Annotated in this window: 25 protein-coding genes; 18 read left to right on the top strand and 7 right to left on the bottom strand. The window is 70.7% G+C overall.

Features of this window, described 5'->3' with window-relative positions:
• The first annotated feature begins 135 nt into the window (after positions 1-135).
• Genes rplM through glmM form a run of 3 tightly spaced genes read left to right on the top strand, consistent with a single transcriptional unit; the run spans position 136 to position 2500 of the window.
• A complete protein-coding gene (gene rplM, locus KK087_RS03925) occupies positions 136-582 on the top strand; it encodes a 50S ribosomal protein L13 (RefSeq protein ID WP_194629034.1) in 447 nt (148 codons plus the stop codon).
• Positions 583-618: 36 nt separating this feature from the next.
• Positions 619-1104: a 30S ribosomal protein S9 gene (gene rpsI, locus KK087_RS03920; protein ID WP_027466716.1), complete on the top strand. Its 486-nt coding sequence runs from the start codon at positions 619-621 to the stop codon at positions 1102-1104.
• Between the two features lie 22 nt (positions 1105-1126).
• Positions 1127-2500, top strand: coding sequence for a phosphoglucosamine mutase (gene glmM, locus KK087_RS03915; RefSeq protein ID WP_214543348.1), 1374 nt, complete (start codon positions 1127-1129; stop codon positions 2498-2500).
• 94 nt (positions 2501-2594) lie between these two features.
• Here the strand turns inward: glmM and coaA are convergent, their stop codons facing one another.
• From coaA to KK087_RS03900, 3 genes are all read right to left on the bottom strand, one after another.
• Entirely contained in the window at positions 2595-3539 is a 945-nt protein-coding gene (gene coaA / locus KK087_RS03910) for a type I pantothenate kinase (RefSeq protein WP_214529416.1), read from the bottom strand.
• A gap of 106 nt (positions 3540-3645) precedes the next feature.
• Positions 3646-4131, bottom strand: a complete 486-nt coding sequence (locus KK087_RS03905; RefSeq protein WP_071245463.1) for a glutathione peroxidase — start codon at positions 4129-4131, stop codon at positions 3646-3648.
• 10 nt (positions 4132-4141) lie between these two features.
• The gene (locus tag KK087_RS03900) at positions 4142-5329 is read right to left on the bottom strand and encodes an ATP-binding protein (RefSeq protein WP_214529413.1); all 1188 of its coding nucleotides are present in this window, start codon (positions 5327-5329) and stop codon (positions 4142-4144) included.
• Between the two features lie 116 nt (positions 5330-5445).
• Here KK087_RS03900 and glmS point away from each other — a divergent pair, with 116 nt between their 5' ends.
• The 11 genes from glmS (at position 5446) to KK087_RS17810 (ending at position 14701) form a co-directional block, all read left to right on the top strand.
• Complete coding sequence (gene glmS / locus KK087_RS03895; RefSeq protein ID WP_214543347.1) at positions 5446-7293, top strand: glutamine--fructose-6-phosphate transaminase (isomerizing); 1848 nt, start codon at positions 5446-5448, stop codon at positions 7291-7293.
• A 7-nt stretch (positions 7294-7300) separates the two neighbouring features.
• A complete protein-coding gene (locus tag KK087_RS03890; RefSeq protein ID WP_214543346.1) occupies positions 7301-7696 on the top strand; it encodes a holo-ACP synthase in 396 nt (131 codons plus the stop codon).
• A complete protein-coding gene (gene alr / locus KK087_RS03885; RefSeq protein ID WP_214564281.1) occupies positions 7693-8796 on the top strand; it encodes an alanine racemase in 1104 nt (367 codons plus the stop codon). Before KK087_RS03890 ends, alr (KK087_RS03885) begins: the two co-directional genes overlap by 4 nt.
• Complete coding sequence (alr, locus tag KK087_RS03880; RefSeq protein WP_214564280.1) at positions 8793-9959, top strand: alanine racemase; 1167 nt, start codon at positions 8793-8795, stop codon at positions 9957-9959. Before alr (KK087_RS03885) ends, alr (KK087_RS03880) begins: the two co-directional genes overlap by 4 nt.
• The gene (gene tsaE, locus KK087_RS03875) at positions 9956-10471 is read left to right on the top strand and encodes a tRNA (adenosine(37)-N6)-threonylcarbamoyltransferase complex ATPase subunit type 1 TsaE (RefSeq protein WP_307859968.1); all 516 of its coding nucleotides are present in this window, start codon (positions 9956-9958) and stop codon (positions 10469-10471) included. Before alr (KK087_RS03880) ends, tsaE begins: the two co-directional genes overlap by 4 nt.
• Before the next feature lie 92 nt (positions 10472-10563).
• Positions 10564-10926: a GNAT family N-acetyltransferase gene (locus KK087_RS03870; RefSeq protein ID WP_307859967.1), complete on the top strand. Its 363-nt coding sequence runs from the start codon at positions 10564-10566 to the stop codon at positions 10924-10926.
• 40 nt (positions 10927-10966) lie between these two features.
• Positions 10967-11566 carry an NAD(P)H-dependent oxidoreductase gene (locus KK087_RS03865; RefSeq protein ID WP_214564279.1) on the top strand — a complete coding sequence of 200 codons (600 nt, stop codon included), beginning with the start codon at positions 10967-10969 and terminating at the stop codon, positions 11564-11566.
• 40 nt (positions 11567-11606) lie between these two features.
• Positions 11607-12242 carry a tRNA (adenosine(37)-N6)-threonylcarbamoyltransferase complex dimerization subunit type 1 TsaB gene (gene tsaB / locus KK087_RS03860; RefSeq protein ID WP_214564278.1) on the top strand — a complete coding sequence of 212 codons (636 nt, stop codon included), beginning with the start codon at positions 11607-11609 and terminating at the stop codon, positions 12240-12242.
• Complete coding sequence (rimI, locus tag KK087_RS03855) at positions 12239-12784, top strand: ribosomal protein S18-alanine N-acetyltransferase (RefSeq protein WP_214564277.1); 546 nt, start codon at positions 12239-12241, stop codon at positions 12782-12784. Before tsaB ends, rimI begins: the two co-directional genes overlap by 4 nt.
• A complete protein-coding gene (tsaD, locus tag KK087_RS03850; RefSeq protein WP_111023300.1) occupies positions 12771-13826 on the top strand; it encodes a tRNA (adenosine(37)-N6)-threonylcarbamoyltransferase complex transferase subunit TsaD in 1056 nt (351 codons plus the stop codon). The genes rimI and tsaD overlap by 14 nt, the downstream gene beginning before the upstream one ends.
• 86 nt (positions 13827-13912) lie before the next feature.
• Positions 13913-14701, top strand: coding sequence for a DUF4190 domain-containing protein (locus KK087_RS17810; protein ID WP_214564276.1), 789 nt, complete (start codon positions 13913-13915; stop codon positions 14699-14701).
• Positions 14702-14740: 39 nt separating this feature from the next.
• Here KK087_RS17810 and KK087_RS03840 read toward each other — a convergent pair whose 3' ends face one another.
• Positions 14741-15943: a class I SAM-dependent methyltransferase gene (locus KK087_RS03840; protein WP_214564275.1), complete on the bottom strand. Its 1203-nt coding sequence runs from the start codon at positions 15941-15943 to the stop codon at positions 14741-14743.
• Between the two features lie 160 nt (positions 15944-16103).
• Between KK087_RS03840 and groES the strand changes: the two genes are divergently transcribed.
• Entirely contained in the window at positions 16104-16400 is a 297-nt protein-coding gene (gene groES / locus KK087_RS03835) for a co-chaperone GroES (protein ID WP_017885484.1), read from the top strand.
• 165 nt (positions 16401-16565) lie between these two features.
• Positions 16566-17528: an EamA family transporter RarD gene (rarD, locus tag KK087_RS03830; protein ID WP_214564274.1), complete on the top strand. Its 963-nt coding sequence runs from the start codon at positions 16566-16568 to the stop codon at positions 17526-17528.
• Between the two features lie 111 nt (positions 17529-17639).
• Here the strand turns inward: rarD and KK087_RS03825 are convergent, their stop codons facing one another.
• Positions 17640-18968 carry an ABC transporter substrate-binding protein gene (locus tag KK087_RS03825; RefSeq protein WP_214529390.1) on the bottom strand — a complete coding sequence of 443 codons (1329 nt, stop codon included), beginning with the start codon at positions 18966-18968 and terminating at the stop codon, positions 17640-17642.
• Positions 18969-19229: 261 nt separating this feature from the next.
• Between KK087_RS03825 and KK087_RS03820 the strand changes: the two genes are divergently transcribed.
• Complete coding sequence (locus tag KK087_RS03820) at positions 19230-20030, top strand: SDR family oxidoreductase (RefSeq protein ID WP_214564273.1); 801 nt, start codon at positions 19230-19232, stop codon at positions 20028-20030.
• Positions 20031-20202: 172 nt separating this feature from the next.
• Here the strand turns inward: KK087_RS03820 and KK087_RS03815 are convergent, their stop codons facing one another.
• Both KK087_RS03815 and guaB read right to left on the bottom strand, forming a co-directional pair.
• Positions 20203-21099 (bottom strand): hypothetical protein, encoded by an 897-nt coding sequence (locus KK087_RS03815; protein ID WP_214564272.1) that lies wholly within the window; start codon positions 21097-21099, stop codon positions 20203-20205.
• Between the two features lie 194 nt (positions 21100-21293).
• Complete coding sequence (gene guaB / locus KK087_RS03810; protein WP_214529385.1) at positions 21294-22796, bottom strand: IMP dehydrogenase; 1503 nt, start codon at positions 22794-22796, stop codon at positions 21294-21296.
• Positions 22797-23121: 325 nt separating this feature from the next.
• On the opposite strand from guaB, the gene KK087_RS03805 reads away from it, so the two are divergent.
• A complete protein-coding gene (locus KK087_RS03805) occupies positions 23122-24432 on the top strand; it encodes a branched-chain amino acid ABC transporter permease (RefSeq protein ID WP_214564403.1) in 1311 nt (436 codons plus the stop codon).

Below are 24432 nucleotides of genomic sequence, written 5' to 3'. Positions count from 1 at the left end.
CTTGGTCTGCGCGCTCCGCGCGCGGACAGTCAGATGAGCCCTCCACCCGAGGTGTTCCGCGTGCTTCTGCACGGGGAACCCCCGACCGGAGCGGGATTCACGGACTCCTCACCTCGACACGAAAGCAGCACTCCTGTGACTCGCACGTTCTCACCGAAGCCGGCAGACGTCCAGCACGACTGGATCGTCATCGACGCCACCGACGTCGTCCTCGGCCGCCTCGCCACCCACGCCGCGGCGCTCCTGCGCGGCAAGCACAAGGCCACCTTCGCCCAGCACATGGACATGGGTGACTTCGTCATCATCGTGAACGCCGACAAGGTCGCCCTGACCGGTTCGAAGCTCGCGAAGAAGGTCTACTACCGTCACTCGGGCTACCCGGGCGGCCTGACGGCGACCTCCTACCCGGAGATGCTCGAGAAGCACCCCACCCGCGCCGTCGAGAAGGCGATCCGCGGCATGCTGCCGAAGAACACCCTCGGCCGCGAGCAGCTCAAGAAGCTGAAGGTCTACGCCGGCGCGGAGCACCCGCACGCCGCGCAGCAGCCCAAGGCGTACATCTTCGACCAGGTCGCACAGTAGTTCCGGCCACGACGACTTCAAGGACACAGAAAACTCATGGCTCAGATCGCTGATTCCCTCGACCAGACCCCGGAGAGCTTCACCACGGAGAGCGCACCCGCCGCTGCCGAGGCCGCTCCCCGTCAGATCCTCAACGTCTCCGGCGGTGCCGTCGGGCGCCGCAAGGAGGCCATCGCGCGCGTTCGCCTCGTCCCGGGCTCCGGCACGTTCGTCGTGAACGGCCGCACGCTCGAGGACTACTTCCCGAACAAGCTGCACCAGCAGCTCATCAACGACCCCTTCAAGGTGCTCGAGCTCCTCGGCTCGTACGACGTCGTCGCCCGCATCACCGGTGGTGGCCCCTCGGGTCAGGCCGGCGCGCTCCGCCTCGCCATCGCCCGCACCCTGAACGAGATCGACCGCGAGAACAACCGCGCGACCCTCAAGAAGGCCGGCTTCCTCACCCGTGACGCTCGCGTCATCGAGCGCAAGAAGGCCGGTCTCAAGAAGGCCCGCAAGGCTTCGCAGTTCTCGAAGCGCTAGTCGTCACCGGCTGAAGATCGCCATGCCGCGTCTGTTCGGTACCGACGGGGTTCGTGGTCTCGCCAACGGCGAGCTGACGGCCGCGCTCGCACTGGGTCTTGCCCAGGCGAGCGCGGCCGTCCTCACACACGGACACCACGCCGACGCCCGCCGGGCGTCCGGTCGCCCGCGCCCGCGCGCGGTCCTGGCGCGCGACCCGCGCGTCTCCGGTGAGTTCCTCGGTGCCGCCGTCGCGGCCGGGCTCGCCTCCGCCGGCGTCGACGTGCTCGACGCCGGGGTCATCCCCACCCCCGCTGCGGCGTACCTGGTCGCGGACATCGACGCCGACTTCGGCGTGATGATCTCCGCATCGCACAACCCCGCTCCCGACAACGGGATCAAGTTCTTCGCCACGGGTGGCCGCAAGCTGCCGGACGAGGTCGAGGACCGCATCGAAGCGGCCATGCACGACCACTCCGCGCCCACCCCCACCGGCATCGACGTCGGGCGCATCTCGCGGTTCGCCGACGCCGAGGACCGTTACGTGGTGCACCTGCTCGGCACGCTGCCGCACCGGCTCGACGGCATCCACGTCGTCCTCGACTGCGCCAACGGTGCCGCCGCCGGCGTCTCGCCCGAGGTCTTCGTCAACGCGGGGGCCCGCGTGACGCTCATCGGCGCCGACCCCGACGGCTGGAACATCAACGACGGTGTCGGCTCGACCCACATCGACAACCTCGCCCGCGCGGTGCTCGAGCACGGTGCCGACGTCGGCATCGCGCACGACGGCGACGCGGACCGCTGCCTGGCGGTCGACGCCGCGGGCAACGCGATCGACGGTGACCAGATCATGGCGATCCTCGCGCTGTCCCTGCAGGAGCGCGGACGCCTGAAGGACGACACCCTCGTCGCCACGGTCATGTCGAACCTCGGGCTGAAGCGCGCCATGGCCGACGCGGGCATCACCGTGATCGAGGCCGGCGTGGGCGACCGCTACGTGCTCGAGAAGATGACCGAGGGGGACTACTCCATCGGTGGCGAGCAGTCCGGTCACATCATCTTCAACGAGTTCGCCACCACGGGCGACGGCATCCTGACCGGGCTGCACCTGGTCGCCGAGATGGCACGGACGGGCAAGACCCTGCAGGAGCTCGCCTCGTGCATGACGGTGTTCCCGCAGGTGCTGCTCAACGTCCGGGGCGTCGATCGCCACGGGCTCGCCGACCAGGGGGTGCAGGACGCCATCGCCGCCGCCAGCGAAGCGCTCGGGGACAGCGGCCGCGTGCTGCTCCGTCCGTCGGGCACCGAGCCGGTCGTGCGCGTGATGGTCGAGGCCGCCTCGCAGGACGACGCCCAGCGCATCGCCGAGGAGCTCGCCGCCGTGGTGCAGGACCGCCTGGCGCTCGACGCCGCGTAGGGGTTCTCCTCCGCAGAACACCGGTGTTCGCCGGTTGAACACGCGCAGACCGCGGTTCAGCTCGCGAACACCGGTGTTTTGCTGTCCCCCCAGCTCAGATCTTGCGGAGCAGGACCGAGTTCACCTTGTGGTTCGCGCCCTTCTTCAGCACCAGGGTGGCGCGGGAGCGCGTGGGCAGCACGTTCTCGAGCAGGTTCGGCTCGTTGATCGCCCGCCAGACCTCGGTCGCGGTCCGCACGGCGTCCTCCCGCGAGAGCGAGGCGAACCGGTGGAAGAACGAGTCGGGGCTCGAGAACGCCTCCTCCTGCAGGGCGAGGAACCGGTCGACGTACCAGGACTCGATGTCCTTCGTCTTCGCGTCGACGTAGATGGTGAAGTCGAACAGGTCGGACAGTGCGAGCCGCCCGTGCACCGGCGGGGCCAGCACGTTCAGCCCCTCGACGATGAGCACGTCGGGCTGCCGGACGACGATCTCGGCATCCGGCACGATGTCGTAGACCAGGTGCGAGTAGTACGGCGCGCGGACCTCGGTCGCCCCGCTCTTCACCTGGCTCACGAAGCGCAGCAGGGACCGTCGGTCGTACGACTCCGGGAAGCCCTTGCGGTCCATGATCCCGCGGCGCTCGAGCTCGGCGTTCGGGTACAGGAAACCGTCGGTCGTCACGAGCTCGACCCGAGGCGTGTCCGGCCAGCGCTTCGTCAGCTCGCGCAGCAGACGCGCGACGGTGGACTTGCCGACGGCCACCGAGCCGGCGACGCCGATGACGAAGGGTGTCCGGCTGGCCCGCTCACCGAGGAACCGGCTCGTCTCGGCGTGCAGGTTCCGCGCGCCGGCGGCGTAGAGCGTGAGCAGGCGGGACAGGGGCAGGTAGACCTCCTGCACCTCCTGCATGTCCAGCCGGTCGCCGAGACCGCGCAGCTGCACGATCTCGGTCTCGGTGAGCGACAGGTGCTCCTTCGGGGCGAGCTGCGACCACTCGTCACGCGGGATCTCCACGAAGGGGGTCGGGTGCGCGACGGCGGTCTCCGAGAACGGCATGGGATCGAGCGTACAGACGCCAGGCCCGGGGAACGTGAGCCGGTCCGCTCACGTGCCCCGGGCCTCCCGGCCAGTGCTCGGTGCGCGTCCGGCAGGACGCGGCGCGTCAGGCGGGGAGGGCCGCCTCGATGGCGGCGACGACCTCGGGGGCGTCCGGCTTCGTGGTGGGACGGAAGCGCGTGACGGTGCCGTCGGGGGCGACGAGGAACTTCTCGAAGTTCCACGCGACCCGGCCGGCCTTGCCGTCGGCGTCCGGGGTCTCCTTGAGGGCCTGGTAGAGCGGGTGAGCGCTCTTGCCGTTGACCTTGACCTTCTCGGACATCGGGAACGTCACACCCCACGTGGTCGAGCAGTACTCGTCGATCGCCTCGGACGAGCCGAGCTCCTGCAGGAACTGGTTGCTCGGGAAGCCCAGCACCGTGAACCCGCGGGGGCCGTACTGCTTCTGCAGGGCTTCGAGCTGCTCGTACTGCGGGGCGAGGCCGCACCGGGACGCGACGTTCACGACCAGGACGGCCTTGTCGGCGTAGGCGCCGAACGTGGTGTCCTCGCCGTGCAGCGTGGTGATGGCGATGTCGTCGAAGCGTCCCATGGCCCGGACGCTAGTCCACGATGTCGAGATCGGCCTGACGGCGGACGAACTCGCCCATGTTCGGCACCGTGAACGCCACCTTGCCACGCTCGGGAGCGTAGATGATGCCCTTCTCGATCAGTCCCTGTCGTGCCGGGCTGGTCCCCTTCGGTTCCGCACCGAGGCGCGATGCCACGACGGCAGTCCCGGAGACGCCGGCCGAGTCGTCGGACATCGCCACGAGGTACTGCCGCTCTGCGGGTGTGGCACGGTCCCAGCGGGCCGGGAAGAAACCGCTGTCGAGTTCTGCGTTACCGCGGTCGACGGCGGCTGCTGCGTCATCGTGGGTGATCCGTCGGTCGGCCGCGAGGTCCCACGCCGCCGCCCCGTAGGTCTGGAGGTAGTACGGGTACCCGCCCGAGGCATCGATGAGGAGATCGAGCGCGGCGGCGTCGAAAGCCACCCCGGAGCGGGCGGCCGGAACCGTGAGTGCGTCAGCGGCTGCTCCCGACGGGAGCGACCCGATCTCCCGGTAGTCGAAGAGGCGCTCGGCGTAGGACCGGGCCGCCGTCAGCTTGGCCGGTACGTTCGGCAGACCGGCCCCGACCATCACGAACGGCCAGCCACGTTGTCCGGCCCGGTGCTGGACGGACAACAGCGCGGAGAGCAACTCGATGTCGAGGTCCTGGACCTCGTCGATGAAGAGTGCGAGCGCCCGGTTCTGCTCCCGCAGCGCAGGGGCGAGGTCCTCGACGAGTTCCTCGAGGTCGATCTCGATGACGCCGGAGTCCGCGCGACCCTCGACGGCGGAGAACCCCAGGTCGAAGCCGATGTTCCCGAAGTGCACACCGAACGACGTGACCGTGCCGAGCGCGCGCTGCACGGCTGCGCTGACCGAGCGGCCGCGGGCGAGGCGACGTGCTGCGAGCGCGATCTCTCGCGCGAGCCTCCGTCGAGCACCCTCGCGGCCGGACACGCTCGTCTGTCCTTCGACGTCGACGACCAACCACTCCGCGGCGTCAGCCTGCATGCGGAACTGGTTCAGGAGGACGGTCTTCCCGACCCCACGCAGCCCGTGGAGGATCATGCTGCGCGTTCCGAGCGCGCGCCGCGACCGTGCCACGACGAGGTCGAACGCCTCGATCTCGGCGTCGCGCCCGACCAGCTCCGGGGGGCGCAGGCCGGCGCCTGGCGAGTACGGGTTCAGTGCGGCGTGCATCGAGAAGACTCTACGCTTGTCTAACGTATCCCGCAGAAAGCTCCCGATTGTGCTCGATTCGTTCCCCTCGGTCGCTTCGCAGGGTCGGCGTCCAGGCAGACCGTAGGATCGGTTCCATGTGTGGAATCGTCGGCTACGTCGGCAGCAACAGCAGCCAGGACGTCCTCCTCGGTGGTCTCCGTCGTCTCGAGTACCGCGGGTACGACTCGGCGGGCATCGCCGTCGTCGACCCCGCCGGAGACCTCGTCTCGGCCAAGAAGGCGGGCAAGCTCCAGGCCCTCGTCGACGAGCTCGAGTCGTCGCCGATCCCGGACGGCACGACCGGCATCGGGCACACCCGCTGGGCGACCCACGGCGGGCCGACCGACGGCAACGCCCACCCGCACCTGGCCGACGGCGACAAGCTCGCCCTCATCCACAACGGCATCATCGAGAACTTCTCCGAGCTCCGCGCCGAGCTGCAGGCCGAGGGCACCGAGTTCCGCAGCGAGACGGACTCCGAGGTCGCCGCGCACCTGGTCGGACGGGCCTTCCGCGAGACCGGTGACCTGACCGCCGCCATGCAGCAGGCCGTGCAGCGGCTCGAAGGGGCGTTCACGCTCCTCGTCGTGCACGCCGACCAGCCCGGCGTCGTCGTCGGCGCCCGTCGCAACTCGCCCCTCGTGGTCGGACTGGGCGACGGCGAGAACTTCATGGGCTCGGACGTCGCCGCGTTCGTCGCCTACACGCAGCGCGCGCTGTCGATCGGGCAGGACGAGATCGCCACGATCCGTCCCGACGGCGTCGACGTCATCCACTTCGACGGCACCCCTGCCACGCCGAGCGAGTTCGAGGTGAACTGGGACGCCTCCGCCGCCGACAAGGGCGGCTGGAGCTCGTTCATGGCGAAGGAGATCAGCGAGGAACCCGAGGCCGTCGCGAAGACGATCCTCGGCCGCGTCCACGACGGCGCCGTCACCCTGACCGACCTCGACCCGATCGCCGAGCGCCTGGCGACCGTCGACCGGGTCATCGTGATCGCCTGCGGCACCGCGGCCTACGCCGGCATCCTCGGCAAGTACGCCATCGAGCAGTGGGCACGCGTCCCGGTCGAGGTCGAGCTCGCCCACGAGTTCCGCTACCGCGACCCGGTGCTGAACGAGCGCACCCTGGTCGTCTCGATCAGCCAGTCCGGCGAGACCATGGACACGCTCATGGCCGTCAAGTACGCCCGCGAGCAGGGCGCGCAGGTCCTGTCGATCTGCAACACCCAGGGCGCCACCATCCCGCGCGAGTCCGACGCGGTCATCTACACGCACGCCGGTCCCGAGGTCGCCGTCGCGTCGACCAAGGCGTTCATCGCCCAGGGCGTCGCGCTGTACCTGCTCGGACTGCACCTGGCGACGCTGCGCGGCACGCTCACCACAGAGCAGATCGCGGAGCAGGTCGCCGAGCTCGAGGGGCTCGCGCCGAAGCTGCAGCAGACCATCGACGACGCTGCGGGCATCAAGGACCTCGCCCGCTGGATGGCGGACACCCGGAGCGTGCTGTTCCTCGGCCGCCACGTCGGGTACCCCATCGCGCTCGAGGGTGCGCTGAAGCTCAAGGAGCTCGCGTACATCCACGCAGAAGGCTTCGCCGCCGGTGAGCTCAAGCACGGTCCGATCGCGCTGATCGAGCCGGGCCAGATCGTCTTCGTGATCGTGCCGTCGCCGCGTGACCCGCGGTCGCTGCACCCGAAGGTCGTCTCGAACATCCAGGAGATCCGCGCCCGCGGAGCCCGGGTGATCGCGATCGCGGAAGAGGGCGACGCCGCGGTGCTGCCCTTCGCCGACGAGGTCCTGCGGATCCCGCTCGCGACGCCGCTGTTCGAGCCGCTGCTGGCCGTGGCACCGCTGCACATGTTCGGCATGGAACTCGCCGCGGCCAAGGGCCTCGACGTCGACCAGCCACGCAACCTCGCGAAGTCGGTCACCGTCGAGTAGTCGAACGGTGATCATCGGCATCGGGGTCGACGTGGTCGACCTGGAGCGGTTCGAACGGGTGCTGTCGCGCACGCCGGCGATGCGGGCGCGGCTGTTCACGCCGTCCGAGCAGGTCCGCGAGGGCGAACCCCGGCCGATCGCGTCCCTCGCGGCTCGGTTCGCGGCCAAGGAAGCCCTGATCAAGGCCTTCGGGTCGAGTGCCGGGCTCAGCTGGCAGGACCTCGAGGTCGTGTCGGACGACCAGCGCAACCCGTCGCTGACGTTGCACCAGGGCGCACGGCAGGTGGCGGATGCGCGTGGCGTCACGGCGGTGCACCTGTCGCTCTCGCATGATGGAGGGATCGCGACCGCGTTCGTGGTCCTGGAAGGAACAGACGTGGTCCTGGAAGGAACGGTCCAGTGAGTGCGTTCACCGGCATCACGGTCGATCGCGGAGCCCTGATCGAGAACTACGCGACGATCGCCGACCGGGTCGCCCCGGCCGGGGTCATCGCTGTCGTCAAGGCGAACGCCTACGGCCACGGAGCACTCGACGCCGCACAGGCGTTCGTCGACGCCGGGGCCGAGTGGCTCGGGGTCGCCGACATCGACGAGGCCGTCGCGCTCCGTCAGGGCGGCATCGACGAGGGCGTCCGGATCCTCGCCTGGCTCCACGCCCCCGACGAGGACTTCCGCCGCGCAGCGCAGTTCGACATCACTCCGGCGGTGTCGAGCGTCGAGCAGCTCTCCGCGGCCGCCGACTCCGACGTCCGCGCCGTGCACCTGTGCGTCGACACGGGCCTGAGCCGCAACGGCGCGGTCGAGTCCGAGTGGGCCGAGCTCTTCGCGACGGCCGGCGCCCTGGCCCGTGGTGGCAACCGCACCCGGGTCGAGGGGCTCATGTCCCACCTGTCGAACGCGTCGCGCACCGACGACCTCGACCAGGACGCCGCACTGCAGCGGGCGCTGGACGGCCTCGCCGCGAACGGCATCGTGCCGGACGTGGTGCACCTCGCCGCGAGTGCCGCGAGCATCGCCGTGCCGGAGACCCGCCATGACCTGTCCCGTGTCGGGCTCGCACTGTACGGGTTGAGCCCCTTCGACGGCCGTACCTCGGCCGACCTCGGGCTGCGCCCGGCGATGCGGGTCACCGCCGCCGTCCTGCGCACCGTGCCGGTCGGCGCGGGCGAGGGCGTCTCCTACGGCTACACCTGGCGTACCGAGACGGAGACCCGTCTCGCCGTGATCGGCCTCGGCTACGCGGACGGCTTCGACCGTGACTTCGGCAACCGGGTCTCGGTCCGCATCGGCGACCGGCTGTTCCCGGTGGTCGGCCGGGTCGCCATGAACGCCATGCACGTCGACATCGGTGACGCCGACGTGCAGGTCGGCGACGAGGCGGTGCTGTGGGGCGACCCCGCGAACGGCGACCCCGCCGTCGAGGACTGGGCCGACGCCGTCGGCACGATCAACTACGAGGTGGTCGCCCGCATCGGCCGCAGCGTGGAACGGAGGACGACGTGAGCTCGGCTCCGCTGCGTCAGGCGCGCATCGACCTCGATGCCTACCGCGCCAACCTCGACCTGGTCCGCGAGTGGATGGACCCGGTCGCCGTCATGGCGATCATGAAGGCCGACGCCTACGGGCACGGCCTCGAACCGATCGCGCTCGCCGCGGTGGACGCCGGCATCCGCTGGATCGGTGTGCTGACGGTCCCCGCCGCCCTGCGCCTGCGCTCGATCGGCGTCGGCGAGGACGTCCACCTGTTCACCTGGCAGCACGACCCCGACCTCGACTTCCGCGATGCCATCGACTCGGCCGTCGACCTCGGCGTCTCGAACGTCGCCGAGCTGCAGCGCATCGTCGAGGCCGTCGACCAACGTCCGGCCCGTGTGCACCTGGGCGTCGACTCCGGCCTGCACCGCGACGGCGCCACCCCGGCGGACTGGCCGGCGCTCGTCGAGCTCGCCCGGGATGCCCAGCGGAACGGCCGCATCGAGGTCGTCGCCGCGTACACCCACCTGGCGGAGTCCTCCGACGACGAGGACAGCGCCGCGGTCGCCGTGTTCGACGCCGCGGTCGAGATCGCCGAGGACCTCGGGCTCGACGTCCCGATGGAGCACGTCGCCGCGTCGCTCGCCGGGCTCGAGCGCAAGGAGTTCCGCAAGGACATGGTCCGGATGGGAGCGAACCTGTTCGGTATCCCCGGGGCCGACGGCGTCTCGGCGGCCGACCTCGGGCTCGAGCCGGTGATGACGCTGACCGCCTCGGTCGCGAAGACGAAACGCGTCCCCGTCGACACCGGTGTCTCGTACGACTACACGTACCGGACCGCGACCGAGACGACCCTCGCACTCGTGCCCGTCGGGTACGCCGACGGGGTCCCGCGTCTGGCACAGGGCCGCATCGAGGTCGCGATCCGCGGCAAGCGCTACCCGATCGCCGGCCGTGTGGCGATGGACCAGTTCCTGGTGGACGTCGGTGACGACGACGTGCAGACCGGCGACACCGTCGTGCTCTTCGGGACCGGCGAGCACGACGAGATGACCGTGCTCGACTGGGGCCGGTCCCTCGACACCATCGGCGAGGAGATCGTCTGCCGGATCGGGGCCCGCGTGCCCCGGGTCTACGAGGGACACGAGGTCGAGGGTCGGGTCGGCGCCTACCTGCGGGGCGAACGGCCGTGACCGGGTCGGCTCACGTCCTGCTCGACACGACCGTCGACAGCACCGAGGCCATGGGGGAGCTGGGCGCCCGGCTGGCCGCCGTGCTGCGTGCCGGCGACCTCGTCGTGCTGACGGGGCCGCTCGGTGCCGGCAAGACCACCATGACCCGGGGCCTCGGCGCCGCACTCGGCGCTCGGGGGCAGGTGTCCAGTCCGACCTTCGTGCTCGCCCGGACGCACCCCACCACGGCCGGCCCGGACCTGGTGCACGTCGACGCCTACCGCCTGTCCGACCCGGTCGAGCTCGACGACCTCGACCTCGACTGGGACGCCGCGATCGTCGTCGTCGAGTGGGGCCGCGGCATGGTCGACGACATCAGCGACAGCGTGCTCGACGTCGCGATCACCCGCGCCACCGGTGCCGACGAGGCCGACCCGGACGCCGACGACACCGACCCGGACGACGTCCCCGACGAACCCCGCCGCGTCGTCGTCACCGCGACCGGTCCGCGCTGGGCGGGCGTGACCCTCTGACCCTCCAGCCCATCGGTGCCGACGACGTCGGGGCGCTCCGTGCGTTCCTCGTCGAGGCGGACCTGACCCTGGCTGGTCTCGACGCACCGACCGTGCGGCTGTGGGTCGACCGCGACGACGACGGCAGCGTGGTCGGCAGCACCGGGTACGAGACGAGTGCCGACGGTGTGCACGTCCTCGTCCGCAGCGTGGCCGTTGCGCCGCAGCACCGCGGGGCCGGGGGCGGCACCCGCCTCGCGCGGTTCGCGATCGACCGCGCGGCAGAGGGCGGTGCCGAGCGTGCGTGGCTGTTCTCGCGCCGGTCCGGTCCGTTCTGGCAGTCGCTCGGCTTCACCCCTGCCGACCGTGACGCCCTGGCCGCCGCGCTGCCGGACACCCACCAGGTCCGACTGTTCGGCAGGACCGGGCAGCTGGAGCACGAGGTCGCGTGGTCCCGCGACCTGGCAGCCCTCTGACCGATCCGGTGCCACCCAGCCGGTCTCGCGAAGATGGGGTGTGCCGACTCTCATCGTGACCGCCCACCCCGACCCCGATTCGCTGACGCACCACGTCGCGCACCGGCTGCGCGACGCCCTGCCGTCGGGTTCCACGGAACTGGCCGACCTCGCCGCCGAGGGCTTCGACCCACGGTTCACCCTCGCCGACCGGCAGACGTACCGCACCGGGGCGGACACCCCGCCCGACGTGGTGGCCGAGCAGCAGCGGATCGACCGTGCCACCGACCTCGTGCTCGTGTTCCCCGTCTGGTGGTGGTCGATGCCCGCACTGCTCAAGGGGTGGATCGACCGGGTCTTCGTGAACGGCTGGGCGTTCGACGTCGGACTCGAGGGCGGCATGCGTCGGAACCTCGACCGCCTGACCGTGCACCTGGTGCCGATCGCCGGTGACGACGCCGGTGTCTACGAGCGCCACGGGTACGGCGAGGCCCTCCAGACGCAGGTCGTGCACGGGATCGTCGACTTCTGCGGGGCTCGGCGAGGCATCACCGCGTTCGTGCACGAGTCCGAGTCCGACGACAGCGCGGTCCGGGAGCGTGCGGTCGCGTCGGCCGTCGACGTGGTCCGGCACCGCATCGTGGGCGACCACGAGCACTGAGCGGCCCGGAAGCACCGGACGACCCGCCTACGATGGACGGGTGCTGCTCGCGATCGACACCTCCGCCGGGACCTCCGTCGCCGTCGTCGACCCGGCCACCGGCCGGGCCCTCGCGACCCGGGACACCGAGGACAGTCGCCGGCACGCCGAGGTCATCGGCCCGTTCCTCGCCGAGGTCCTCACCGAGGCCGGCATCACCGCCGCGGACGTCACCGGCGTCGTCACGGGCACGGGCCCCGGCCCCTTCACCGGCCTGCGCGTCGGCATCGCCGCCGCCCGCACCTTCGCCGCAGCCCGCGGCGTCCCCGTCCTGCCCCTCGTCAGCCACGACGCCGTGGCCGCCGACCAGCGGGCCGACGGCCTCGCCGGCCCGTTCGTCGTCCTCACGGACGCCCGCCGCCGCGAGGTCTACTGGAGCGCCTACGACGCCGACGGCGTCCGCGTGGCCGGCCCCGGACTCGCCAAGCCCGCCGATCTCGACGAGGCGATCCGCGCCTCCCGGTCCGGAGCGGTCGGCTGGGACCGCGTGACGGCCCTGTCCATCCCAGCCTGGAGGCTCGGTGCGCTCGCCGCGGACCGGCTCGCGTCCGGCACGGCGTTCGATGCGGACACCCCCCTGTACCTGCGCGACCCCGACGTCACCGTGCCGGGTGCGCCGAAGCGGGTGAAGCAGTGACCCTGCCGGACGGGCTCCGCCTGCGGCGGGCCCACCCGCAGGACCTCGACGACATCATGTGGCTCGAGCACGTCTCGTTCCCGACGGACGCCTGGTCGGCGTCGCAGATGTCGGGCGAGCTGTACTCGCCGCACGGGTACTACATCCTGATCGAGACGGTCGACGACACGTCCGCGCCGCTCGTCGTCGGCTACGCCGGGCTCTCGTCGCTCGCAGGCAACCCGGTGGCCGACGTGCAGACCATCGCGGTCGCGGCGGACCAGCGCGGCAAGGGGCTCGGTCGGGTCCTGTTCACGGAGCTGCTCGACGAGGCACGACGCCGCGGTGTGCGCGAGGTCTTCCTCGAGGTGCGCGCGGACAACCCCGTGGCGCAGGCGATGTACACCGCGTTCGGGTTCGAGCACATCGCGACGCGTCCCCGCTACTACCAGCCGGACGGCGTCGACGCGTGGGTGATGCGGGCGGAGCTGCCCGGCCCGGACGTCGAGCGGTCGTCGGGCGTCGGACCCATCGGACAGGAGGCCCTCGGTGAGCGCGACTGAACCACTGGTGCTCGGCATCGAGACGAGCTGCGACGAGACGGGCGTCGGCATCGTGCGGGGGAGCACCCTGCTGGCGAACGTGATCGCCTCGAGCATGGACGAGCACGCGCGCTACGGCGGGGTCGTGCCCGAGGTCGCCGCACGGGCCCACCTGGAGGCGATGACCCCGACGCTGCACGAGGCGCTCGAGCGTGCCGGCGTCACCCTCGACGAACTCGACGCCGTCGCGGTGACCGCCGGGCCGGGCCTGGCGGGGGCGCTCATGGTCGGGGTGGGAGCCGCGAAGGCGCTCGCCGTGGCCACGGGCAAGCCCCTGTACGGCGTGAACCACCTGGTCGGGCACGTCGGCGCCGACGTGCTGCGCGAGGACGGCAGCGAGATCGAGCTGCCGACGATCGCGCTGCTGGTCTCCGGCGGCCACACGTCACTGCTGCTGGTGCGCGACCTGGTCGGCGACGTCGAACTGCTCGGCGAGACGATCGACGACGCGGCGGGCGAGGCCTTCGACAAGGTCGCCCGGTTGCTCGGGCTGCCGTACCCCGGCGGGCCGCAGATCGACCGTGCCGCGGCCGAGGGCGACCCGACGGCGATCCGGTTCCCCCGGGGACTGACGCTGCCGAAGGACATGGCGGCGCACCGGTACGACTTCTCGTTCTCGGGACTCAAGACCGCCGTCGCGCGGTGGGTCGAACGCTGCCGCGACGAGGGGCGCGAGGTGCCCGTGGCCGACGTCGCCGCGAGCTTCCGCGAGGCCGTCGTCGACGTCCTGCTGACCAAGGCGCTGAACGCCTGCCGCGACACCGGCGTCGATCGGCTGCTGCTCGGCGGTGGTGTCGTCGCGAACGCCCGGCTGCGCCAGGTCGCCGAGGAACGCTGCGCCGCCGCCGGGGTGCGGCTGCGGATCCCGCCGTTCGACCTGTGCACCGACAACGGCGCGATGATCGCCGCCGTCGGGGCGCGCCTGGTCGCCGAGGGGCACGCCCCGAGCGACCTCGGCATCGCCGCGGACTCCACCCTGCCGGTGACGACCGTCCAGGTCTGACCCGGTCGGCCCCGGTCCTTCTTCGGGAGCCTGTGGGAGGATTCACACGGGCGTCGGAGAGACCGGACGCCCGAGAGGGGTGGACGGTGTCCGATCAGAACGAGTGGCCGAAGCCGGGCGAGACGCCGAACGGAGGCGCCGACGGACAGCCCGACGGCACGCCCGCCCCGGACGCACCGCAGGCTCCTGACGCACCGCAGGCCCCGTCAGCACCGGAAGCGCCTCAGCACCCGTACGGCCAGCAGCAGCCGTCGAACCCGTACGGCCAGCAGCAGGACCCGTACGGTTCTCCCCAGCAGCAGAACCCCTACGGCGCTCCGCAGCAGCAGAACGCGTACGGCGCGCAGCCGTCGAACCCGTACGGCGCTCCGCAGCAGCAGAACCCCTACGGTGCGCAGCAGCAGCAGCAGAACGCGTACGGCCAGCCGCAGCAGCAGAACCCGTACGCCGCTCCGCAGCAGAACGCCTACGGCGCCCCGCAGAACCCGTACGGCCAGCAGCAGAACCCGTACGCGCAGCCGCAGCAGCAGCCCTACGCGTCGAACCCGTACACGTACCAGCCCTACGCGCAGCGGCCGAAGACGAACGTGCTGTCGATCCTGTCGATCGTCTTCGCGTTCGGCGGCATCATCGTCTGGCCGATCATCATCCTGACGAGCCCGGCCGGCGCCATCATGGGCCACGTCGCCCTCGGCAAGATCAAGCGGACCGGTGAGGGCGGCCGTGGGCTCGCCCTGGCCGGCATCATCGGTGGCTGGATCATGACGGGGCTGTTCATCCTGATCGTCGCCCTGGTGTGGATCTCGATCGCGAACTCGTCGGGGTACTCGGACTACTCCGACTACAGCTCGAACTCCGGCGCCTTCGTCAACTGACGCTGACGCTCACGCGGGACCGCTCGCGGCCCCCGACCGTCAGCCGACCGCGTCGGCGAGCCGCTCGCACAGGATCGCCGTGTGGCGTCCCTCCAGGCGGGTGAGCACGAGCGTGACGCGACCCGACCCGCGCAACCGCAGCCGCTTGCGGAACTGCGCCGGGTCGACGTCGACGCCGCGCTTCTTGATCTCGACGGTGCCGATGCCGTCGGCGGCGAGCCGTGCCGACAACCGCTTGACGTCGAGCGGCATGGTGTCGAGCACGCGGAAGCCCTGCGCGAAGGGCGTGGCGACGGCGCGGTCGGACGTGACGTAGGCGATGCCGTCGGAGAGCATGTGCCCGTCGAGGCCCCGAGCCAGGTCGCCGATCAGCCGGGCGCGGATCACGGCGCCGTCGGGCTCGTACAGGTAGTCGCCGAGCGGTCCGACCTCGGCGTCGTCGGCGTCGGCCGCTCCCGTCATCTCGGCGATGCCGTGCGCGCCGATGACGGTGGCCGCGCGGCGGATCCCGGGGCGGGCGAGGGGCCCGAACCACAGGGCGAGCTCGACGACCTCGCGGTCGACGGACGTCCACTGCGCCTCGGCCGTGTCCGGGATCAGGTCGCGGTCGATGCCCGGCCCGAGCTTGACGCCCGTCGGGGTCGTCGTCGCGGTTGCGAACACGGTGTCGAGCGAGGGGGACCAGTCGTCCGGGTCGGCGAGCCGGCGGGTGTCCGAGTGCCCGGAGGTGCGTCGGGCCGGATCCATCCAGACGCCGTCCACCGAGGAGACGTCGAAGGACGCGGCATCGCCGAGCTCCACGCGCGCGTTCGGCCACAGCGCCAGGTTGTGCGTCGCGACGGCCGCGGTGACCTCGTCACGGTCGACCGCGGTGACGTCGAGGTCGAGCGCGGCCATCGCCATCGCGTCCCCGCCGATGCCGCAGCCGAGGTCGGCGACCCGGGTGATGCCGGCGGCGGCGAAGCGTCCGGCGTGCTGCGCCGCGACCTGCAGCCGGGTCGCCTGCTCGAGCCCGGCTTCGGTGAAGAGCATCCGGGACGCGAAGTCACCGAACTTGCCGCGGGCCTTCAGCCGCAGCTTCGCCTGGGTCAGCACGGCTGCGACCAGCCGGGGATCGTGTCCCTCGGCGCGCAGCTGGGACACCACGCGGACGATCTCGCCGCCGTCGGAGACACCCGGGGTACGGTCGAGCAGGGCCATCCCGTCCGTGGTCAGCAGTGCGGTGAGTTCGGCGGCGTCCATGCGTCGATCCTCGCAGGTGCTGCGTGTTCTCCGGATGTGCTGGCACTCGGATTGACCGAGTGCCAGAGGCCCCCTAGAGTTGGCGTTGGCACTCTCCTGTGCGAAGTGCCAACCCGGTTTTCATCTGTACCGAGTCCGTACCGAGAAAGAAGAGGTCACCGTGGCCGTCAGCATCAAGCCGCTCGAGGATCGCATCGTCATCCGCCAGGTCGAGGCGGAGCAGACCACCGCTTCCGGTCTGGTCATCCCCGACACCGCGAAGGAGAAGCCCCAGGAGGGCGAGGTCGTCGCCGTGGGTCCGGGTCGGATCGACGACAACGGCAACCGCGTCCCGCTCGACGTCGCCGTTGGCGACAAGGTCATCTACTCCAAGTACGGCGGAACCGAGGTCAAGTACTCGGGCGAGGACCTGCTGGTCCTGTCGGCCCGCGACGTCCTCGCGGTCATCGTTCACTGAGTCGAGTACTCACCACGGACGCCCCGTCCGGCCTTCGGGCCGACGGGGCGTTCGTGCGTCCGGGGCCGGTCGCCCGGGTGCTCCGGTCCTGGTCAGCCCGCTTCCACCCCGCCTGGAGTCCCGGTGCGCGTCCCACGGGTCGGTGGTCGTTCCTAGGATGGTTCCGTGAGTGAACCGAGTCCGGCTCGACCCGTCCGCAGCGAGGCATCCGTCGGCGTGGTGCAGGCCATCGTGGCGTACGGGCTCTGGGGACTCATGCCCCTGCTCTTCGCGGCCATGGCACCGGCGGCGGCGTTCGAGATCGTGTCGTGGCGGATCGTGTTCGGCCTGGTGTTCTGCGCGGTCGCCATCGCCCTCACCCGGTCGTGGCTCCGGACCCGCACACTGATGGCCCAGCGCCGCGTGATGCTCGTGATGGGCCTCGCCGCCGTCCTGATCCTGGTGAACTGGACCGTGTACGTCCTCGCGACGACGACCGGCCACACCGTCGAGGCGGCGCTCGGCTACTTCATCAACCCGCTCGTCACGATCGCGCTCGGCGTCCTGGTCCTGCGCGAACGCCTGCGTCCGGCGCAGTGGGCCGCTGTCGGCCTGAGCGTGGTGGCGGTCGTCGTCATCGCCGTCGGGTACGGCCAGATCCCGTGGGTCGCGCTCGCACTGGCGTTCTCGTTCGGTGCGTACGGTCTGGTGAAGAAGCGCGTCGGCGGCACCGTGGACGCCCTGAGCGGGCTGACGATCGAGACCGTGTGGCTGCTGCCGATCGCGGTCGTGGCACTGGTGGTGCTCGGCGTGACCGGGCTCGGGGGCGGCGTGACGTTCACGAGCGAGGGCTGGGGGCACGTCGTCGTCACCGTGCTGACCGGGCCGGCGACGGCGGTGCCGCTGCTGCTCTTCGCGTCCTCGGCACGCCGGGTGAGCCTGTCGACCCTCGGGCTGACCCAGTACCTGGCGCCCGTGATGCAGCTGCTCGTCGGCGTCCTGGTGCAGCACGAGGAGATGTCGGCCGGCCGGTGGTTCGGCTTCGGCATCGTGTGGCTCGCGCTCGTGGTGCTGACGGCGGACTCGTTCGCCGCGGCGCGGGCGTCCCGTCGCCGGGCGCTCGCACCCACCCCGGTCGAGCCGGTCTGACGGACGCGCCACGGGCCTCCAGGTCGTCCCGGTCACCGACGCGAAAGCGACAGTCCCCCACGGAGGTTCCGTGGGGGACTGTCGCTTTCGCGAGCGGTGCCGGGCTGTGCCCTACTTCTTCACCGCACCCTGGATGGCGCTCTGGTAGACGGGCTTGTTGTCGCCGTCGAACTTGTAGATGCCGATGTAGGCGGCCGACGGGTCGTTGTTCTCGTCGAACGGACCGATGCCGGACGGGCCGGTGTAGTGGATGTCCTCACCGTCGTCGAGCATCGTCTTGCACTCCTTGAAGGTGGCGCACTCGGTGCCGCCGTCCGCACCCGACACGGCAGCCATGTTGGCCTGGATCGTGCCCGAGTCGGTGCCCTTGCCCTTCACCGCGGCCAGGGCGGCGAGGATCGTGGCGTCGTACGACTCAGCCGCGTACGAGTAGTCGGCGAGCGTCTTGCCCGACGAGTCCTTGTAGAAGGCGGCGAGCTGCTTCTTGAAGTCGTCCTTCGGCGACGCACCGGGGATGGTGCCCTGGGCGCCGGTCAGGGTGCCCTTGTCGAAGTCCTTCGAGTAGTCCGCGGTGTTGCCGTCGGACATGTAGATCTTCGCCTCGTTGCCCTGCGAGACGAGCTCCGGGATGATCGACTTCGTCTCGTCGAAGGCGAGGACGACGATCGCGTCGGGCTTCGCGGCCAGCGCCGCGGTCACCTCGGACGAGAACGTGGTCTGTCCGGGCGGGAACTCCTGGCCCTCGCCCTTGCCGCCGTAGACGACCTGGCCGCCCGAGGCCTCGACCGCGGACTGCACCGAGTTGCGGAGGCCGGTGCCGTACGTGTCGTTGAAGACCAGGAAGGCGACCTTGGCGTTGCCGTCGCCGGTCACGAGCTGGCCGAGCGCGGAACCCTGCACCGAGTCCGGCGGTGCGGTCCGGTAGTAGTACGACGAGTAGCCGGAGAGGTCGGTCGCGGTGTTCGCGGGCGAGATCTCGACGATGCAGTTGCTCGTCAGCTGGTCGATGACGTTCAGCGTGACGGACGAGGACTCGGCGCCGATCGCGACCGGGACCTTCGCGTTGACGAGCTTCGTCGCGGCGGAGCTCGACACGGTCATGTCGTTGCTGTCACCGGAGTCGGTCGCCGGGTCGATCGTGACGTCCTTGTCGAGGACGCCGCCCGCGGCGTTGATGTCCTTGACGGCCAGGCCGACACCGGACTCGGCCGGCGGGTTGAGGTAGGCCAGCGAACCGGTCAGGGGCAGGATCGTGCCGATCTTCAGCGCGTCCGTACCAGGGGTGTCCGGGGCCTTGCAGCTGGCGGCGGGATCCTTCTTCGCATCGCTCGACGCCGAGCTCGAGGGGGAAGCACTGCCGGTGGTGGAACACGCGGCGAGGAGGACGGCTGCTGCGCCCGCCAACGCCAGTGCCGCGGTGGCACGGGTGGTTCTGATCATCCGTGGAGCCCTTTCTCTGCGCGGAGGCTGTGCCGCTTCGGGTGAATGCGACGCCTCCACTGGATGTCGAGAAACGTAGGGTCCATGTGTTTCGCCCGTGTGACGGGGCGGTACGCAAATGTGTTTCGTTACCGAGCCGTGACGTTCCTGTGCGTGGGGACAGGGATCGGCGCGTTCGGTGCCTGGCCGGGTCGCAGCGCTGCCTGCGCCAGGCGGATGGTCCGGCAGGGCACCCGGGAGGCCCGGCGTACGTTCCGCCGCATGAGCGACTTCCAGCCCACCAAAGCCATCCTCACCGGCTCCGAATCCGGGATCGGCCGTGCGACCGCCGTCGCGCTCGCCGAAGCCGGCATGGACGTCGGCATCACCTACCTGTCCGAGCCGCACCGCGCCGAGGAGACCGCCGAGGAGGTCCGGAAGACCGGCCGCCGCGCCTTCGTCGAACAGATCGACGTCTCCGATCTCGCGGGTGCGGCTTCGGTGATCGACCGGCTGGTCTCCCAGCTCGGCGGCGTCGACGTCTTCGTCGCCGACGCCGGAACCGGCGACAACGCCCCGTTCCTCGAGATGACCCTCGACCAGTGGCGCCACACGGTGTCGACCGACCTCGACGGTGCCTTCGTCACGATGCAGGCCGCCGCGAAGCACATGGCGCAGGCCGGCACCGGCGGCCGGATCATCGGCATCACGAGCGTGCACGAGCACCAGCCGCGCTACGGCTCGAGCGCGTACGACGCCGCGAAGCACGGGCTCGGTGGTCTGCTGAAGACGATGGCGATCGAGCTCGCCGAGCACGGCATCACGGTGAACGCCGTCGCCCCCGGCGAGATCGCCACGCGGATGACGGGAGCCGAGGACGAGGACCCGCACACGATCGACCGACCCGGGGTGCCGCTCGGCCGTCCGGGGAACGCGTGGGAGATCGCGGCCGCGGTGGCGTTCCTGGCCTCGCGGGCGTCGTCGTACATCACGGGGGTGTCCCTGCCGGTGGACGGCGGGATGCTGCAGATGGGGCCGCACGGCGGCTCGCACATCACGTCGAACGACTGGCGCTCCGCCTGACCCGTCGGCGCGCCTGCGTCCGGTGCGGCGGTGCGGCGGTGTGGCGGTCGGCTGTCGGCTCGAGGACGCCGTCGTGTTGTTCTGACGCCGCGGTGACAGCGAGACGCCTCCGAATTCGGCGGCGTCTCGCGCACTCGGCGGCGTGCGGCGGACACGACGGCGTCTTCTGCCCTCATGCTCGGAGCCCTGTCGGTCCCGCGGATTGTGCTGCACGGAGGACCGGGAGACCCGCGGCCGACAGCACCGCGGCCAGCGACCGGGCATCGGTGGCCTCCCGCACCGTCCAGCGCGCGAACCCGCGTACCCCGGGCAGTCGTCGGAGCGCGTCCTCCCGGACCTTCTCGTCCCAGAGCGCCCCTGCGTCGTCGTACTTCAGGCGACCGTCGAACTCCCCGATCACGCCGGCGTCGGGCCACCAGAAGTCCGTCCTGAACCGGCCCCGCGATGTCTCGAACCCGCGCTGCAGCTCCGGAGCAGGAACCCCGAGGTCACGGGCGGTGACCCGGCTGATCGACTCCCCGGGCGATTCGGCACGGGAATCGGCGAAGGCGATCGCCGCGGCAGCCTGCCGACATCCGCGCACGCGCCCGAGTGCGTCGAGTGCGCCGGCGAGTCCTTCGCGGCGGAGCAGGTCGAACCGGAGCACGTGGTCGAGGACGACGACGGCGTGGGTGAACGACTGCCGACGTGCGATGTCGAGGACGGTCCGCTCGAGGGACGTCGTGGGGATCCCGTCGATGACGACGCGTTCGTCGCTCCGGATCCGGCCGGTGTGACGGACGACGCCCCGCCCGGTGTGTGTCTTGTCGAGCCGGACGTCGATGACGTGCAACCGCCAGTCGGCCGCGTCGAAGTCGGGCAAGCCCCAGAGCGCCGCGGCCGAGGTCCCCGAGACGACGCACTCGGACTGCAGGGAGTCGTACCGTGCGCGGACGAACAGGCGCCGGCGTTCCAGGAGTGAGAGCTCCTCCCACTCCGGGCGCTCGACGGCCGCTCCGTGGAACAGGCGCACCGGCTCGTGGAGGTCCGACGGGACACGGACCAGGACGGTCTGGGCGAGCGCGTTCATGCCCACAGCATGGAACGCGGCCACCGCGCGAGGTGACTCGCATGTCGGACCGGTGGAGAGCCTCCAGGCCGTTGCCGGTTGTGGAGGAGTCTCAAGACGCCGTCGTCATCGCACCACGCCCGGAAATCGGCGAGACGCCGCCGGATTCGGCGGCGTCTCAACGACACGACGGCGTCTTGCGGAAGGAACCAGACTCAGCTGCGGTAGTTCGGCGCCTCGACGACCATCTGGACGTCGTGCGGGTGGGACTCCTTGAGCCCCGCTGCCGTGATGCGGACGAACTTGCCACGGGCCTTCAGCTCGGCGATGGTGCGACCGCCCACGTAGAACATCGACTGCCGCAGGCCACCGGTGAGCTGGTAGACGACGTTGCCGACCGAGCCGCGGTAGGGCACCTGGCCCTCGATGCCCTCGGGGATGAGCTTGTCGTCGTTCGGGACGTCGGCCTGGAAGTAGCGGTCCTTCGAGTACGAGGTCTTCTTGCCGCGGGTCTGCAGGGCCCCGAGGGACCCCATGCCGCGGTACGCCTTGAACTGCTTGCCGTTCACGAACACGAGGTCACCGGGGGACTCGTCGGTGCCGGCCAGCAGCGAGCCGAGCATGACCGTGTCGGCACCGGCGACCAGGGCCTTCGCGATGTCGCCCGAGTACTGCAGACCACCGTCGGCGATGATCGGAACGCCGGCTTCGCGTGCGGCGAGGGAGGCCTCGTACACCGCGGTCACCTGCGGCACACCCACACCGGCGACGACGCGCGTGGTGCAGATGGAGCCCGGGCCGACGCCGACCTTGACGGCGTCCACACCGGCGTCGATGAGCGCCTGGGCGCCCGCGCGGGTGGCGACGTTGCCGCCGATGACGTCGATCGCGGCGAACGACGGGTCGGCCTTCAGACGGCGGACCATGTCGAGCACGCCTTCGCTCTCGCCGTTGGCGGTGTCGACGACGAGCACGTCGACGCCCGCGTCACGCAGGGCCTCGGCGCGCTGCCAGGCGTCCCCGAAGAAGCCGATCGCGGCACCGACGCGGAGCCGGCCCTCGTCGTCCTTGGTCGCGTCCGGGTACTGCTCGCTCTTGTCGAAGTCCTTGACGGTGATGAGGCCGCGGAGCTTGCCCTCGGCGTCGACCAGCGGCAGCTTCTCGATCTTGTGCTGCGCGAAGATGGCGATCGCCTCTTCGGGGTCGATGCCCTCCATCGCGGTGATCAGCGGTGCCTTGGTCATCACGTCGCGCACGTAGGTGGTGGCCTGCTCGAACGCGGCCACGAAGCGCATGTCGCGGTTCGTGATGATGCCGACGAGGGTGCCGTCCTGCTCCACGACCGGCAGGCCGGAGACGCGGAACTGGCCGCAGAGTGCGTCGACCTCGGCCACGGTGGCGTCCGGGGTGGTGGTCACCGGGTTGGTGATCATGCCCGACTCGGAGCGCTTGACCTTGTCGACGTAGGCCGCCTGGTCCTCGATGGACAGGTTGCGGTGCAGGATCCCGATGCCGCCCTGGCGCGCCATGGCGATGGCCATGCGGGCTTCGGTGACGGTGTCCATCGCCGCGGAGAGCAGCGGGACGTTGACGGAGATCCGCTTGGTGAGCCGGGACGCCGTGGACGCCTCGCTCGGGATGACGTCGGTGTGCCCGGGCAGGAGCATGACGTCGTCGTACGTGAGTCCGATGAATCCGAACGGATCCGGCTGGTCCATGGGTCCCCTTCGTGGGCGAGTGAAGTGTCGAGACACCGGGAACACGACGACGGGTTCCGGATAGGACATGGTAACGCGAGCGGCTGTCGCCGCATTCCGCCTGGAGGCACGGATCGCGCCCGCCTCGAGCGTTCCTCCACAACGTCACAGTTCGGGTACGAATCACACAGGGAACGTGTTGGAAACACGGGTGTCACAAAATCCCCATAGGTTCCTCGTCATCCGAACGAGAGGCTCTTCCGTGGGATCCATCACTCCTCCGGGACGGGCGCAGCCGCGCCTGTTCCGCCTCCGCCACGCGCGACGTCGACCGGTCCTCGCGGCCGTGCTCGTCGCCGCGTTCCTGGCGACCTTCCTGATCGACTGGGCGGTCACCCTGCCGGCCTTCAGCGCCACGTCGGCGCCGGCGACCAGTCAGGCGTGCACCGTCAGCCCCGACAACGGGTGCATCCAGGGCACGATCACCGACTCCGAGCGTGAACCGGCCGAGGGCGTCGACGTCGACGTCACCGGCCCGGGCGGCTTCGACGAGACCGCCACCACGAACGACACCGGCCGCTGGTCGGTCAGCGTCGACGAGGCCGGCGAGTACACCGTGAGCGTCGACCAGAGCACCCTGCCGAAGGGGCAGTACCTGACGAACGCCGCCGACGCCGACCGCAAGGTGCAGGCGACGCTGAACGCCAACGTCGGGCAGATCTTCCAGCTGTCCGACCAGAAGGGCGCGACGACCTCGACGGACTCGACGGGCGTCAGCGCACAGCGGGCCTGGCAGCAGTTCGCCTCGGGGCTCCGCCTCGGGTTGCTCATCGCCCTGGCCTCCATCGGCCTCTCGCTCATCTACGGCACGACGGGGCTGTCGAGTTTCTCGCACGGTGAGCAGGTCACCCTCGGCGGACTGCTGGCCTACGTGTTCGCGAACCAGCTCGGGTGGAACATCTGGGTCACCGGGATCGTGGTCACGCTGCTCTGCGCGGCGACGGGCTACCTGCAGGACGCCGCGATCTGGCGGCCACTCCGGCGCCGACGCATCAGCCTCACGCAGCTCATGATCGTGACGATCGGTCTGTCGATCGCCGCCCAGTACGCGTTCCAGTACTTCTTCGGCGCCTCGACGGTCCGCATCCAGCAGGGCAACCCGGAGACCGTGCGGTTCGCCGGCGTCACCCTGACGGTGCAGTCCTACGTCGCCATGGGGATCGCGCTCGTCGTCCTCGTCGCGACCGGGCTCTTCCTGGCGAAGACCCGCTTCGGTCGGGCCACCCGCGCCGTCTCGGACAACCCGGCGCTCGCCGCGGCCTCCGGCATCGACGTCGACCGGGTGATCCGGTTCGTGTGGACGCTCGCCGCGGGCCTCGCGGGTCTGTCCGGCGTGATGCTCGGACTCGTCCTCAACGGCGTGAACTGGCAGACCGGGCTCCAGCTGCTCCTGCTCATGTTCGCCTCGGTCACCCTCGGTGGTCTCGGCACCGCGTACGGCGCCCTGGTCGGCTCGTTGATCATCGGCGTCGTCGTGGAGCTCACCAACCTGGTGCTCCCCGGTGACTTCAAGTACGCCACCGCCCTCGTCATCCTCATCCTCATCCTGCTGTTCCGGCCGCAGGGCATCTTCGGCCGCGCCGAGCGGATCGGCTAA

It is taken from the genome of Curtobacterium aurantiacum (assembly GCF_018598555.1).
In the GTDB taxonomy this organism is placed as follows: Bacteria; Actinomycetota; Actinomycetes; order Actinomycetales; family Microbacteriaceae; genus Curtobacterium; species Curtobacterium aurantiacum.
The sequence above is the reverse complement of the archived record's forward strand: the minus strand, read 5'-3'. Positions and strand labels throughout refer to the sequence as shown.

What these genes read in the sequence shown, in the direction of transcription:
- guaB (WP_214529385.1), bottom strand. Translation starts at nt 22,796, where the DNA reads ATGGACCAGCCGGATCCGTTCGGATTCATCGGACTCACGTACGACGAC.
- glmS (WP_214543347.1), top strand. Translation starts at nt 5,446, where the DNA reads ATGTGTGGAATCGTCGGCTACGTCGGCAGCAACAGCAGCCAGGACGTC.
- rpsI (WP_027466716.1), top strand. Translation starts at nt 619, where the DNA reads ATGGCTCAGATCGCTGATTCCCTCGACCAGACCCCGGAGAGCTTCACC.
- coaA (WP_214529416.1), bottom strand. Translation starts at nt 3,539, where the DNA reads ATGCCGTTCTCGGAGACCGCCGTCGCGCACCCGACCCCCTTCGTGGAG.
- glmM (WP_214543348.1), top strand. Translation starts at nt 1,127, where the DNA reads ATGCCGCGTCTGTTCGGTACCGACGGGGTTCGTGGTCTCGCCAACGGC.
- KK087_RS03825 (WP_214529390.1), bottom strand. Translation starts at nt 18,968, where the DNA reads ATGATCAGAACCACCCGTGCCACCGCGGCACTGGCGTTGGCGGGCGCA.
- KK087_RS03905 (WP_071245463.1), bottom strand. Translation starts at nt 4,131, where the DNA reads ATGGGACGCTTCGACGACATCGCCATCACCACGCTGCACGGCGAGGAC.
- KK087_RS03820 (WP_214564273.1), top strand. Translation starts at nt 19,230, where the DNA reads ATGAGCGACTTCCAGCCCACCAAAGCCATCCTCACCGGCTCCGAATCC.
- KK087_RS03900 (WP_214529413.1), bottom strand. Translation starts at nt 5,329, where the DNA reads ATGCACGCCGCACTGAACCCGTACTCGCCAGGCGCCGGCCTGCGCCCC.
- KK087_RS03815 (WP_214564272.1), bottom strand. Translation starts at nt 21,099, where the DNA reads ATGAACGCGCTCGCCCAGACCGTCCTGGTCCGTGTCCCGTCGGACCTC.
- KK087_RS03840 (WP_214564275.1), bottom strand. Translation starts at nt 15,943, where the DNA reads ATGGACGCCGCCGAACTCACCGCACTGCTGACCACGGACGGGATGGCC.